At 55.2% G+C, this 12,677-nt stretch carries 13 protein-coding genes; 6 read left to right on the top strand and 7 right to left on the bottom strand.

Translation table 11 applies throughout. From position 1 onward, the window contains the following. Positions 1-3: 3 nt before the first annotated feature. Positions 4-411, bottom strand: a complete 408-nt coding sequence (locus ACM6I0_RS21360; RefSeq protein ID WP_414923178.1) for a DoxX family protein — start codon at positions 409-411, stop codon at positions 4-6. A 95-nt stretch (positions 412-506) separates the two neighbouring features. Between ACM6I0_RS21360 and ACM6I0_RS21355 the strand changes: the two genes are divergently transcribed. Beyond that, on the top strand, positions 507-884 hold the full coding sequence (locus ACM6I0_RS21355) for a winged helix-turn-helix transcriptional regulator (RefSeq protein ID WP_285435698.1): 378 nt from the start codon (positions 507-509) through the stop codon (positions 882-884). Positions 885-1,030: 146 nt separating this feature from the next. Then, positions 1,031-2,041: a tRNA dihydrouridine(20/20a) synthase DusA gene (gene dusA / locus ACM6I0_RS21350; protein ID WP_222585501.1), complete on the top strand. Its 1,011-nt coding sequence runs from the start codon at positions 1,031-1,033 to the stop codon at positions 2,039-2,041. A 51-nt stretch (positions 2,042-2,092) separates the two neighbouring features. On the opposite strand, the gene ACM6I0_RS21345 is transcribed toward dusA, so the two are convergent. Beyond that, on the bottom strand, positions 2,093-2,926 hold the full coding sequence (locus ACM6I0_RS21345) for an undecaprenyl-diphosphate phosphatase (RefSeq protein ID WP_285435699.1): 834 nt from the start codon (positions 2,924-2,926) through the stop codon (positions 2,093-2,095). Between the two features lie 498 nt (positions 2,927-3,424). Between ACM6I0_RS21345 and ACM6I0_RS21340 the strand changes: the two genes are divergently transcribed. From ACM6I0_RS21340 to ACM6I0_RS21325, 4 genes are all read left to right on the top strand, one after another. Further along, a complete protein-coding gene (locus ACM6I0_RS21340; protein ID WP_285435701.1) occupies positions 3,425-4,165 on the top strand; it encodes a winged helix-turn-helix domain-containing protein in 741 nt (246 codons plus the stop codon). A 30-nt stretch (positions 4,166-4,195) separates the two neighbouring features. Then, entirely contained in the window at positions 4,196-4,945 is a 750-nt protein-coding gene (locus tag ACM6I0_RS21335; protein WP_414923177.1) for an EAL domain-containing protein, read from the top strand. 28 nt (positions 4,946-4,973) lie between these two features. Continuing rightward, positions 4,974-5,651 (top strand): winged helix-turn-helix domain-containing protein, encoded by a 678-nt coding sequence (locus tag ACM6I0_RS21330; protein WP_414923176.1) that lies wholly within the window; start codon positions 4,974-4,976, stop codon positions 5,649-5,651. Between the two features lie 361 nt (positions 5,652-6,012). After that, the gene (locus ACM6I0_RS21325; RefSeq protein WP_414923175.1) at positions 6,013-7,407 is read left to right on the top strand and encodes an undecaprenyl-phosphate glucose phosphotransferase; all 1,395 of its coding nucleotides are present in this window, start codon (positions 6,013-6,015) and stop codon (positions 7,405-7,407) included. A 269-nt stretch (positions 7,408-7,676) separates the two neighbouring features. Here the strand turns inward: ACM6I0_RS21325 and ACM6I0_RS21320 are convergent, their stop codons facing one another. From ACM6I0_RS21320 to ACM6I0_RS21300, 5 genes are all read right to left on the bottom strand, one after another. After that, positions 7,677-9,755 (bottom strand): YjbH domain-containing protein, encoded by a 2,079-nt coding sequence (locus ACM6I0_RS21320; RefSeq protein WP_285435708.1) that lies wholly within the window; start codon positions 9,753-9,755, stop codon positions 7,677-7,679. Beyond that, complete coding sequence (locus ACM6I0_RS21315; RefSeq protein ID WP_414923174.1) at positions 9,752-10,519, bottom strand: capsule biosynthesis GfcC family protein; 768 nt, start codon at positions 10,517-10,519, stop codon at positions 9,752-9,754. Before ACM6I0_RS21315 ends, ACM6I0_RS21320 begins: the two co-directional genes overlap by 4 nt. Continuing rightward, complete coding sequence (locus tag ACM6I0_RS21310) at positions 10,516-11,181, bottom strand: YjbF family lipoprotein (RefSeq protein WP_414923173.1); 666 nt, start codon at positions 11,179-11,181, stop codon at positions 10,516-10,518. The genes ACM6I0_RS21315 and ACM6I0_RS21310 overlap by 4 nt, the downstream gene beginning before the upstream one ends. Before the next feature lie 14 nt (positions 11,182-11,195). After that, the gene (locus ACM6I0_RS21305; RefSeq protein WP_414923172.1) at positions 11,196-12,251 is read right to left on the bottom strand and encodes a polysaccharide biosynthesis/export family protein; all 1,056 of its coding nucleotides are present in this window, start codon (positions 12,249-12,251) and stop codon (positions 11,196-11,198) included. Between the two features lie 140 nt (positions 12,252-12,391). Beyond that, entirely contained in the window at positions 12,392-12,634 is a 243-nt protein-coding gene (locus tag ACM6I0_RS21300; RefSeq protein ID WP_414923171.1) for a hypothetical protein, read from the bottom strand. Between the last annotated feature and the right edge of the window lie 43 nt (positions 12,635-12,677).

The raw sequence follows: 12,677 nt of genomic DNA, 5'->3' as shown, positions 1-12,677 counted from the left end.
CCATTATTCAAGAGTCGATTGGATAATTGCCGCCGGTACGTTAGGCGACGGAAATTCGCGAACGGCGTTTTGTGCCATGAAGGACGCAATCAGGAGAATGAGCCCCACGGCTGCCGGGATAGCACCTTTGGGCTTGTGAACACCCAGGTGTGCAGAAGCTGAAAGCAGCAGGTGATAAAACATGCCGGCATAAGCGAGATCACTGAGTGCAACATTGAAGCGCCACAAAATCGCGGCGGGCCCTAGTAACTTGACCACGATCATCAAAGGCACCAGATGGGAGGCTGAATAGCCCAACTCCGCCTGTGCGTTTCGAACATAGTCGCCTTTGGCAAGGTACATCGCGGCAGAGGCGAAATAGAGCAGCGAAAGCAGCACCGTGCTGACCCAGTAAATATTATTTTCGATCATGAAGTTTTCCCAAGCAGGTATTGTTACGTCGACTGGGCGCAACGATGTCGCCTAACATGAAAACCCACAAGTAGGATGAAAAACTGGCACTTAGTATGGAAAACCAGACCAATGATGATCAGATCAACATGCACGAGGAAATGCGGCGTGCGTTTTCGCTGCTTTCAGGCAAGTGGAAGCTGGAAATCATGTGGCTGCTGAATCAGCGCATCTATCGCTTTGGGGAACTGCGCAAGGCGATCACCGGCATCACGCAACACATGTTGACAGCGCAACTTCGGGAACTTGAAAGCGATGGTCTAATCTCGCGAACGGTCTTCGCCGAGGTGCCCCCGCGTGTTGAATATGAAATGACCGCAAAAGCACGCGCACTCGGACCGACAATGGAAGCGCTCTCGACATGGTGGAGCGAGTACGGGAAAAGCGTGCCGGTGAAGCCCGCCTCACGTGGCCGTAAAGCAAAGAGCACCTGAGCGACTGACGCACTTTCAGCTGTACGTTCCTGTACCGAGGCGGCCTGTTTCCGGGCGAATGTCCGGCACTCTTGGTAAACTGGTGACCCTTTGTTTTCAAGGCTGACTAAACACGCCTGAAAACGGCCCAGAATGCGCAGAGAAAAATGCTAGCTCAAACAGTGACAAACCCACAAAACACAAGCCCTGCGCTGTCTCGGCGGTTTAGTGTTGCGCCGATGATGGACTGGACCGACCGCCACTGCCGGTTCTTCCTGCGCCTGCTCTCAAAACACGCGCTCCTCTACACCGAAATGGTCACCACTGGCGCGTTGCTCAATGGCGATCACGAGCGTTTCCTGCGTCACAACGAAGCCGAGCACCCGCTGGCGCTGCAACTCGGCGGTAGCGTTCCGCTGGACCTGGCCGCGTGCGCGCGCATGGCTCAGGAACACGGTTACGACGAGGTCAATCTGAATGTCGGCTGCCCGAGTGATCGGGTGCAGAACAACATGATTGGTGCGTGCCTGATGGGGCATCCGCAGTTGGTGGCCGATTGTGTGAAGGCGATGCGCGATGCGGTGTCGATTCCGGTGACGGTGAAGCATCGGATCGGGATTAACGGACGGGACAGTTACGAGCAGTTGTGTGATTTCGTCGGCACGGTTCGGGATGCCGGGTGCACGAGTTTTACCGTGCATGCGCGGATTGCGATTCTGGAGGGGCTGTCACCGAAGGAGAACCGTGACATTCCGCCGTTGCGTTATGACGTGGCAGCGCGGCTGAAAGCGGACTTTCCGGAGTTGGAGATTATTCTCAACGGCGGCATCAAGACACTGGAGGCGTGTCACGCGCATTTGCAGACGTTTGACGGCGTGATGCTGGGTCGTGAGGCTTATCACAATCCTTATGTGATGGCTGAAGTGGACCAGCAATTGTTCGGCAGCACAGCCCCGGTGATCAGCCGGGCCGAAGCGCTGGCACAGTTGCGCCCTTACATAGCCGCGCATATTGATGCCGGTGGCTCGATGCACCACATCACCCGACATGTACTGGGATTGGGCACCGGGTTTCCTGGGGCGCGCAAGTTCCGGCAGTTGTTGTCGGTGGATATTCACAAGGCGAAAGAGCCTTTGGCGTTGCTGGATCAGGCAGCGGCGTTGCTTGAAGGGCGTTAATGACTATCCGCGTTGCCACCAGGCTGTCGATCGACAGCCTGGCGGTTAGTGTCAGAGCGCTGCAGCTTCAGTCCAGTTAATCCAACCGAACAGCCATGTCGCCAGGATCAACAACCCAAAGACGATCCGGTACCAGGCGAAGGCGGCGTAACTGTGGTTGGCGATGAACTTGAGCAAGCCGCGCACGGCGATCATGGCGAAAAAGAACGCGGTCACGAAACCCAAGGCAAAGACAGGCAAGTCGGCGGCCTGGAACAGATCCCGATACTTGTAGCCTGAGTAAACCGCCGCACCGACCATGGTTGGCATTGCCAGGAAGAATGAGAACTCGGTGGCGGCCTTGCGTGACAGGCCGAACAGCAGCCCGCCGATAATGGTCGAACCAGAACGCGAGGTGCCCGGTATCATCGCCAGGCATTGGGCGAAACCGACTTTAAGCGCGTCGGTCCAGCGCATATCGTCAACATGGTCGACATACACCACATGCTCCCGCCGTTCCGCCCACAACATGACGACACCGCCCAAAACCAAAGCCACGGCCACGGTAATTGGGTTAAACAAATATTCATGAATCTTGTCGGCGAACATTACGCCCAAGACAACAGCCGGCATAAAACCGATCAATACGTTCAAGGTAAAACGTTGCGCGTTACGCTGTGCTGGCAAGCCTTTAATAATCTCGAAAATCTTGCGCCGAAATTCCCAGACGACCGCCAGAATGGCGCCCAATTGAATAATGATATTGAACGCCATCGCACGTTCACCGCCGAAGTCGAGCAAGTCCGCGACTATAATCTGGTGCCCTGTGCTTGATATGGGCAAAAACTCCGTTAGCCCTTCTACCACGCCTAAAATCAATACCGTAACTGTCGTCCAAAAATCCATTAGTCTCTCTCACTGACAAAAGCACATCAACTGATCTGCTTTAGATGTATCGCCAACGAGAAATTAAAACGCATCCAGCCGAGTATTAAAACTTAATGTTATTAAATGTCCAGCGTCACCCTATTAACAGCGATGTTATATAACAACAAATATTAATTATAGACAGACCGAAGACCCACCAAAACGTCTCTACCAACTAGACCTGCCGTGGGCATTAACAACGTCCTCAGAAATCGGTATGTAACAGAATGTGTGAGTCGCGTGTAACGTTCATTGATCTGGAAAAGCGAGCGATCACAAAAAAAGATGGCACAATGACACTCTTTTGCCAGCCACGTGCTACATGCTGGAACTGCAAAGAATCACGTCGTAAGCCCCTGCAATGTTAAAAATTTTGTGACGGCCGCTGGAAAATCCCGTGAAATGTTACCAATTGTCAGTCACAAATGAGAATTGGTGCTTTAACATCCAAATGTCAGCACCCAGCCGAGTCAAAGCATGATGCTTACAAGGAAAACAACGACGACCCGCCACTACCACGCGAAGGAGGTGCCAGGCATTCTCACCATGGGGCGGACCCATTCAATAGCGGAGGATTTCAGAACATTAGTTACCAGCCACGTGGCGCATGATATACCCGTTGATACAATGTGCTACAACAATTCATTTAGAAGAAACAGGGACACTCATTCGTACCGCGCAATCTTCATTGTGATTGACAGCCCTCAGGTTTTTATTGAAAGCCTTGCGCTGGTAGATAGTATTCGCGCCCAGAATCAGGCAAGCATTATATTTGTCGCGATTACGGGAAAAGGCACTTACAACAAGATGAAATATTATCTTGCTGGCGCCGATCACTGCATTAAATTCGCGACATTACCGAATGAACACTGCGACGTACTTACTGATTTCTTTGACAGTGCAGAGTGGCAGAAGAAGCACAGCTTGCTCCTCGATCCGACGCGTATGTGCCTGATTGGAGATTATAAAAAGCTGGACGTTTCGTTTCCAGAAATGAAAATTCTTGAAGCATTTTCTGAAACCAGAAACCAAATATTGAGCCACGACGAAATCGCCAGAATCATGGGGCTAAATATAAATTATTACGACCCACGGGCTTTGGAAAAATCGATAAGCCGTCTTCGCGGCAAAATAAAAGGCATGTATGGCACCAACGCCATACAAAGTATTCGTGGCCATGGATATCGTTTAATCAGGGGTCTGATCGCGACCGCTTGATGAGTTAACAGGCAAGGGAGTTATTGCATTATGAACGCAACGGGGAGCGCGTCTTACGTCTATCCTGCGAGTCATTATTTGTCTCGACAATTGATCCTCACTCGCGATGACTGCCCTTTTGGCAGCGAGATCAGAATACAGTTTGACGACCATCAGGCTCAGCCCGCGCCTGCATGGGTGAACCCGATGAGTAGCCTTTACAGTGAAGTACTCACGCAAACACGGCTGATTGCCTTCTCACTCAAAGACCGCAATACCTCAAGCGAAAGCAAGTACCTGAGCCGTCGATTCGTATGCGTCAGGCAGTCGGATCTCGCCAGTTCCGCCCTCGCTGAAGAGTTGATCCAGTGCGGCGATGCGCTGGGAAATCTTGGCCAGACGCTGGTGATCGCACTCAATGAGCTACCCCTCTCGGAGGTCAGCTTCGTCGAAAAAAAGAAAATCCTCAACAACCTGTACCTGTTGAAAGATCACGGCATTGAAATCGCCTTGGATGATTACAACATCGACGATGAAAGTATCGAGATGTTTACAACCCTGAATTTATTCGACTATATAAAGATCTCGCTTTCAACCCTAGACTTGAGCCTTAAACTCACTGGCAACCCAGACCTTTTCAATCGACTCCACGAACGCATGACGATGCTGACGCACACCACCAAAGTTGCATTTATAGCGGACAGAGTGGAGCAAGCTGCTAGCCATATACTGGCTCGCGCATTGCCTTTTGAATACTTTCAAGGGAGCCACTACTCCCCTGCCGACACCCTATTGAATTAAAACTGAGCGTACCCTTCAGGAGAGAGACATGGAAAGCAGTACACCCCTCCCCAGAAAATACTTTGTCGTCGTCACTCACAGCCCGGCATTACAACTTGAGCTTGAGGCATTACTCTCAAGCGAGCGATATAACTCATTCGGCACGTCGCAGGCAAAAATGTTTGTCGAAGGTGTTGCCCGTCCCTCATCAACGCCGAAACTCATGGAGTTTATCTCCCCTCACCTGGACAACAATGTCCCACCTGTTATCAAGCATGATACTCAGCGCATCCTCTCGACATTTGAGTCCGAATGGTTAGCCGCGCAATCCGACACATCGTTTAATAACATCACCTCGCTGACAGGCGACACTCGGGACGAGTCCGTCTCATTGCATGTGCAAGCCCCCTCTCCCTGCTCAGACGTCTGGCAACTGAGCAATGGCAGCGGTGCGCTGATCAAAGATGATGTCGAAATTGTCTTGACCGGCCTTGAGGCGACACTGGTCAATAAAATGCTGCATCATGATGATCGAGTGGTCAGCAAAGATGATCTGATTCGCAGTATTGGCAGAGAGCCCGAGCACTATCGCGGCCTCGAAATGTGCCTCAGTCGATTACAGGAAAAGTTTAAAAATGCCAGTAATGGTGAGCGCCTCTTCCGCGCGGTTCGAAACCGTGGCTATTGCCTGATACAGAAAATCACACGGGGGAAAAGTATCACCTGAGCCCAACTAATGACCCTTTTTTGTAGTGCATTACAAAAACAAGAAAGCACTTCACGACTCTACTTTTCCGCCCACCTTTCACCCTGACTTATTTACTCCCGCCCTGCCTTGCGCCCCCTTACTTAATTATCGACCATTTCTAACACCGCCCATCCAATCTAACGCAACCAACAACTAACAACTCGTTAAAAGTCGTCAGACTGCTTTTACATCGATCAATTAATCTATTCACTGACGAGCGCGCCGCACAGTGGCGTTTCGATCGTCAACGCAACGCCATCTTATAAAAACAATAACGCTGATTTATCAACTTTGGCTGTTGTCTGTCGACGCGCAAATGGACGTATTTTGGGGATATCGCATGGTTAACAATCTTCGTATCAATCGAAATACCCACCTCAAAGGACTGACCTTCTGGGGACAGTGGGCATTGGGTCAGGGCTATGTAATGGCCCTGTTGTTTTTATTGGTTTATTACCAGACCGGAACACTGGAGTTCTATTATCGAGTCTGCGCCATTCTGACGGTATTGGCCTCGGTACCCGCTTATACGTGGTGTGGCGTCTATGCCAAGAAGGACAACTATCTGGCGGGACTGGGACGTTTGCTGATGGGCTGGTCAATGACACTCGCGGCATTGGCCTGCGTGGCATTTATCTGCAAGGCTGATGAGCTGTTTTCGCGCCAGATCATCCTGGTGTGGGCGGCAGCCGGTTACCTGGGGCAAGCTCTGCTGTACGTGCCGCTGCATGGATTCTCGCAATACTATCAACGGTCACTTCAGAGCGAGCATAAAACCCTGATCGTCGGTACAGGCGAGTTGGCATTGGGGCTCGCCAGAAAGCTGCGCAGCCTTGAGCACTTTCCGCTGGTGGGTTTGGTCAGCACGGACACCACGCTCCCGCTGGGCTTGGGAGCGCCGCGTATCGTCGGTCCTCAGGAGCAACTGCTGGAGTTGATCAAAGCCCACGACATCCGCCGTTTGTACATCACGCTGCCCCTGAGCGAAGCGGCAAAGATCGAAGCCATGTACATCGATCTGTTGGGGGCCAATGTCGATGTGGTCTGGGTGCCGGACTTGAACAGCCTGACGTTGCTCAATCACTCGGTACGGGTCGTGGACGGCTTGCCGGCGATCTATTTGAACGAAAGCCCGTTGACCAGCCAGCCCACCGCCGCACTGAGTAAAAGCCTGTTGGAAAAGAGCGTGGCGCTGATGGCCATTATCCTGCTCAGCCCCCTGCTGTTGCTGATTGCCCTGGCTGTGAAACTCAACTCTCCAGGGCCGGTGTTCTTCAAACAGGACCGTCACGGCTGGAATGGCAAGGTAATCCAGGTCTGGAAGTTTCGCTCGATGCGCGTGCACGACGACCATGAAGTCAAACAGGCCAGTCGAAACGATTCGCGGATCACCGCGGTGGGACGGTTTATCCGCCGCACGTCGCTGGATGAGTTGCCGCAACTGTTCAACGTGCTGCAAGGGCATATGGCCCTGGTGGGCCCACGTCCGCACGCGGTTGCGCACAACGATTACTACTCCGGAAAAATTCTCGCCTACATGGCCCGTCACCGAATCAAACCGGGTATTACCGGCCTGGCTCAAATCAACGGATGCCGCGGCGAGACCGACACCCTCGACAAGATGCAGAAACGCGTGGAAATCGACCTCAAGTACATCAACAACTGGTCGTTATGGCTGGACCTGAAGATCCTGGTGAAGACACCCTTCACCTTGCTCTCCAAAGACATCTATTGATGGCTTAGTGGCCGGGCACCGCAGTATGACAAGGGGACGCAAGTCCCCTTTTTCGTGGGCGTCTATCAGGCTTTGCCGCCCGATCAAGGCCATTGACCGAGCGTGACAGGAGCGCCGCCGGGGATCTGGCTTACGGGTTTCAGTGGGTCGGGGATAACGCAGCGAACGCTGCACAGAAGAGGCTTCACCGTACGACCTTAAGGGCACGGCCCTTGCGGTTGGATCGCATTGCGAGCTACAGCGCTGATCGCCCTGTAGCCCGCTCGCTTTTACTCAGTGATCTTGTCGAAGTTGCGGTAGAACATGTCGCTGTCACGGCTATCGGTCATGGAGTGTAGCCAGTAGCTACGATTGAGCCGCGCGCCACCGTCCCGGGTCAGTGGTGACCAGACGATATTGGCGCGGCGCATGGTCGACATGCTCATGAGTTCGTCGAAAGGAATCGAGAGGTAGATGCCTTTGTCGAAACTGCCTTCGCCGTATTCTGCTGTGGTGGCAGTGGTCAACGTGGCCCAGGCACCGAATCGCACGCCATTGGAAAACTCCCGCGACAGGTCGATCGTGGTGCCCCAATCCCGCGCCAGGTAGCGTCCAACGCTCACGGCGGCCTGGGTATCGAAAGGCAAATCGGTGTAGCCGGTGATGTGGCCTGTCACGGTCGAGTAATCACGCAGGCCAAAGCCCTGGTTGAACTCGCGCTGACGCACATAGTTCAGGTCCGCGCCCACCGACCAGCGCTGGCCCGTCGGACGAAACAGCACCTCACCGCCAACGCCGGCAAACATCGATTCCAGATAACCGCCGTAGACCATGCCAAACAGGTCTTTATCGAGCTGCTCGGCGTGGCTGAGCTGAAACGTCGGCATGGTGACGTCCGACGTCGTCAGGTACTTTCGCAGGTCAGTGCGCACTCGGGGCAAGCCGCTCGGCGCGTCGTAGGTAAAGTGGTCGTAGTTGTTCGCCAGATTGGCACTGAGCATGCCGCTCCACCACGTATTACGCGTGAAGCGATACTCGGCGTCCGCATCGGCACTCAACTGATAGAGCAAGCCATCAGGGCCGCCGACGTTCTGTTTATAGCCCAGCCCGACCCCGTAATTGAACGGATCGCGCGCTGCGGTATAGAGCGTGGTCTCGGTGTGTGGCATCGCCGCATTGACCTCGGTGCTGCGGTGCAGGGCTTGCAGCGGTTCCTCATTGTTGACCACTTCGCGAAAGGTCTCGCGCGGCACGCTGGTTTCTTCCAGCGGCAGGTCGTAGCGCTTGTTCACCAGGGTGAACCAGTCGATGTCGTCGTTGACGCTGTTGTCCAGAATCCGGCTGGCGCGACCGACTGCTTTTGCCGAATGGAAATAATTCGACTGCTCGCCATACACAAACAACTCTGAGCCACGCTGGGTGATGCGCTCGACTTTGTAGCCGGCGTTTTTCTGCAATCGTTGCGACACGTTGGCCCAATTGACCTGGTCCGGCGCAGTGTTGGGTGCGTGTGCCGGCAGACGCTCCGCCGGCGGATCGTAAGTCTTGGCCGGCGCTTTGCGGCTGACGAAGTTGGTGTGCAGGGTAATGCCGAACATCGCGGTATTGCCACGTTCCCAGCCAGCGCTCAGGTCAACCGAATCGGTCAGTTTGAACACCGCGCCCAGGTTGATGGGCGAGTCTTGCTTGATCACGTTGTCCTTCGGTTCGTTTTTATAGTCGTTGCCTTCGTACTCGAGTTTCAGGCTGAGCGGCTCCCAGGGGGTCTGGTAGGTCACGCCGCCAAACAACGAGGGACGTCCACGGAAATAGGCGCTGGTATTGACGTCACCGGTGCCCTCGCCCTCCGGCCGGGTCTTGAAGCGATCATCCGCCCAACCCAACGGGTTTTCGAAATCGCCTCGATTGCCGATGTAGCCCCAGGCAATGCCCGCGCTGAAATCGAAATCGTCATAGCGTTTGTTGGCGACCAGGAACTCGCTGGAGAACAGACCGGTGCCGCCCACGTCGCGAAAACCCAGGGCCACATCAGGTGCCCAGTGGGTTTCTTGCCACAGGCGCACCTTGAGGTCCACGGCCTTGTCTTTGTAGCTCTGGTCGCCGCTCAACGATTCGGGACCGTACCGGCGGTTGGTGATGGCGGTGTAGCGAAACGAGCCTTCCAGCCATTCAAATGGCTGCAATGAAACGCTGTAGCGACTGTAGGGGCTGGTCCGACTGGCGTTCACACTCAACTCGCCGGCCGGGGCCATTCGGGCGGTCGGCGTCTGCATCAAGCCCACGCCGCCGAAATCATTCTGAGTCAATCGCGGCTCTGCGTGAGCCAGACCACACGGCAATAACAACACTGCTGCAAAACGTAAATTCAAGGAACCACCTCAGCCAGTTGCGTGGCAAGAAATTCGGCCAACTGCTGATTCAGTTCAGGTATAGGCGGATTGAGATCATCGTTTTTGACGGGGACCAGGATCTTGCTGCCTGCGGCGGGCACCTGACCGCTTTCGCGATTCCACGGCGCGATGCCGACCCGTCGGGTAACGCCATCGGGCTGAATGATCCACAGGTAATCGGCTTCGGCGTCGTCGCTCAGCGGCGAACACGCTTGCAGGTAATCACGAGCCTCTTGCATCGGCCGATAGGTCAGCCGGCACGGTTCGGCGACCGCGCCCAACACGTCAACCACATTCGAACGCGTCGGGTAGATCAGGCTGTCGCCGCCATTGAGGCGAAAGTTGCGCGCGAACCCGACTTCGACCGCCACAGGGTCCAGCACGGCCACCTGGCGCCCGGTCACCGGCAAGCGGCTGACGTGCTCATACAACTGCAACGCCAACGCCGCCCGGCTGGGACGGTCAAAGAGCAACGCCATGCGCTGCAGCACTTTCAAATCGAACAAGACGCCTGCTTTGAGCTGAGTCTGCTCGTCGAGCAGTGACCGTCGCAGCCAGGCCGCCGCCAGCCAGTAGCTTTCTGGATTGGGCCGCGCCATGCGCATCACGTCCAGCACGCGGCCACCGGGTTGCAGCTCGACCGGCCCTGGGTGGCCGACGTCGCCATCAACGCTGACCGCCGCCTGGCTCACGCCCGCCAAAACCCAAAACAGACACAGGCATAACACCTTTGAAAGCTTCAACGGACCGCCCCGCGTTCAGCGGTCAACTGCACGATCTTCACGCGCAGTTGCGTCGTCAGTTGCTGCTCACTTTGCAGGATGAAACCACTGTCGGGATCGACCCAAAAATGATTGGTCGCGCGCAGGCCAATCGCCGGCGCATCAATCTGCTCATCGACACGCAACACAGCGTATTCCTTGTCCAGAATCCTGATGGTTTCCATGGCTTGCCGGGTGAAGCGACTGTTCACCGCAACCCCCACTTCGTAGCCGTGATAGAGATCGATCCAGCGCTGGCTGGTGTAACCGTCGGGCAGCCGATGGAGGCCTTGCCTGAACGGCGAGACCGCGTCAAAACGGGTCCCGTCCAGATCACCACCAAAGCCCAGACCGACAGTGCGAACCGCCAGTCCATCGCGCAGCATCAGCACTTGCTTGCCGGACGCGACCCAGTACTGCAAATCACCTCGGGCACGCACCATTGCCAACACCCCGACGCCGGACGGGGTGGTCAGTTTGAGTTGGGGGTATCGAACTTCGGCCACTTGGGCCGGGGTCAATTCCAGATCATCCGGACCGCTGGCCACGGCTTTGAAGTTCGCCAGCGTGGCCTTCATCAGGGGATTACATCCACACAACAGCAAGGCCGCCATCAAGCAGACGCTAACGTTCAACGTTCTCACAGTGGGACCAGGCCTTATCTGCTGTTGGCTTCACTTAAATTGTTTTGTGCCGCCGCGCCCATACCGAGAATCGAGGCGGATGGCACCAACTGACTGATGAAGCGGTTCCAGCGGGTGACGTTGGCAGGGCCCACGTAGACAATGTCTTGCGGGCGAACATCGAAGTGAGTGGCGAGCGCCATGGCGGACGGCGACTCGGCTTGCAACTGATAGATTTTTGCGGGTTCTGTATCGAGGTTTTCCACACCCCGGATGACGTACACGGCATTGCCGTTCGACGTGGTCTGGTTCAGGCCGCCGACCGAGCCGATGACGTCAGACAGATTCATGGTGCGGGTCTTGAACGTCAGCGCGCGCGGCTGATTGACCTCGCCCATCACGTAGATCTTTTTGCTGTCGTTGTACGGCAGGTACAACTGATCGCCGCCCTTGAGGTAGACCTTTTGCAGCTCGGCATTCTGTTGATTGAGCGCATCGAGATTGAGCGGGTATACCCGTCCGTTGCGCGTCAACAGCAGTCCCGACAAGTCGGCATTCACCGGGTCGATGCCGGCCGAGCCCAAGGCTTCGACCACATTCAGCGCATTGGTGGAAATCGCTTGCGGGCCGGCTTTCAATACCGCGCCCGAGACCACCACTTTCTGACTGGCAAAGCGCAGCACGGCCACATCCACTTGCGGGTCCGAGATGAAGGTCGACAACTTCTCGGCGATATCGGATCGCAGTTGCTGAACGGTCTTGCCAGCGGCCTGGACCTCTTTGATGTAGGGGTAATAGAGCGTGCCGTCGGAACGAACCAGACGGCCATTGGCATCGATTTGCTGTTGCGCCCCCGAGGGTGCGGTCAGTTCAGGGTGGTCCCATACCGTGATGTACAACACATCGTTGTTACCGATGCGGTATTCGTCCGGCGGGGTCAACAATTCTGCGGGCAGTGACTCGTGTTTCTGCGAGGCCCTGTCCATGGCGATGAGCTTGGGGGTAATCGGAATAAGCTCGACCCGACTGCTTTCACTGGCACCTTCGCGCGTAATCTCGCTGGTACTCAGATGTTGCCCCGGCGAAAACATACAACCTTGCAAAGCAATACTTGCCAGCATTAAAAATGGAACACTACGAATCATAATGGCACTACGCTATTCAAGGGCAAACCCAAAACAAGATCGCCCAGTGTTAGCCGGGCAATCTTGAATGACACCTGCGATATTTATCAGTTACTTGTGCCGGTCGTCCCGGTAGTGCCCGTTGTCCCGGTGCTGCCGGTTCCGCCATTGGAACTTCCGCCGCTGTTGGACGCGGCCACGGCACCGGCCACCAATGCGGTGCTGGCCAGCGCCGCTTGGCCAGCCGTCACGTCACCCACAACTTGGGTGTCCAGTGTGAGCGCTTCTTCCGCGGCAAGTGCCCAGCCGCTCGTCATGGACAACAAGGCACATAGCATCATCTTTTTCATATCAAACTCCTTCCGGCGTGTTCTTTATATCTACGGACTTGCG

This window comes from Pseudomonas sp. IT-P294 (genome assembly GCF_949767865.1).
In the GTDB taxonomy this organism is placed as follows: domain Bacteria; phylum Pseudomonadota; class Gammaproteobacteria; order Pseudomonadales; family Pseudomonadaceae; genus Aquipseudomonas.
The sequence above is the reverse complement of the archived record's forward strand: the minus strand, read 5'-3'. Positions and strand labels throughout refer to the sequence as shown.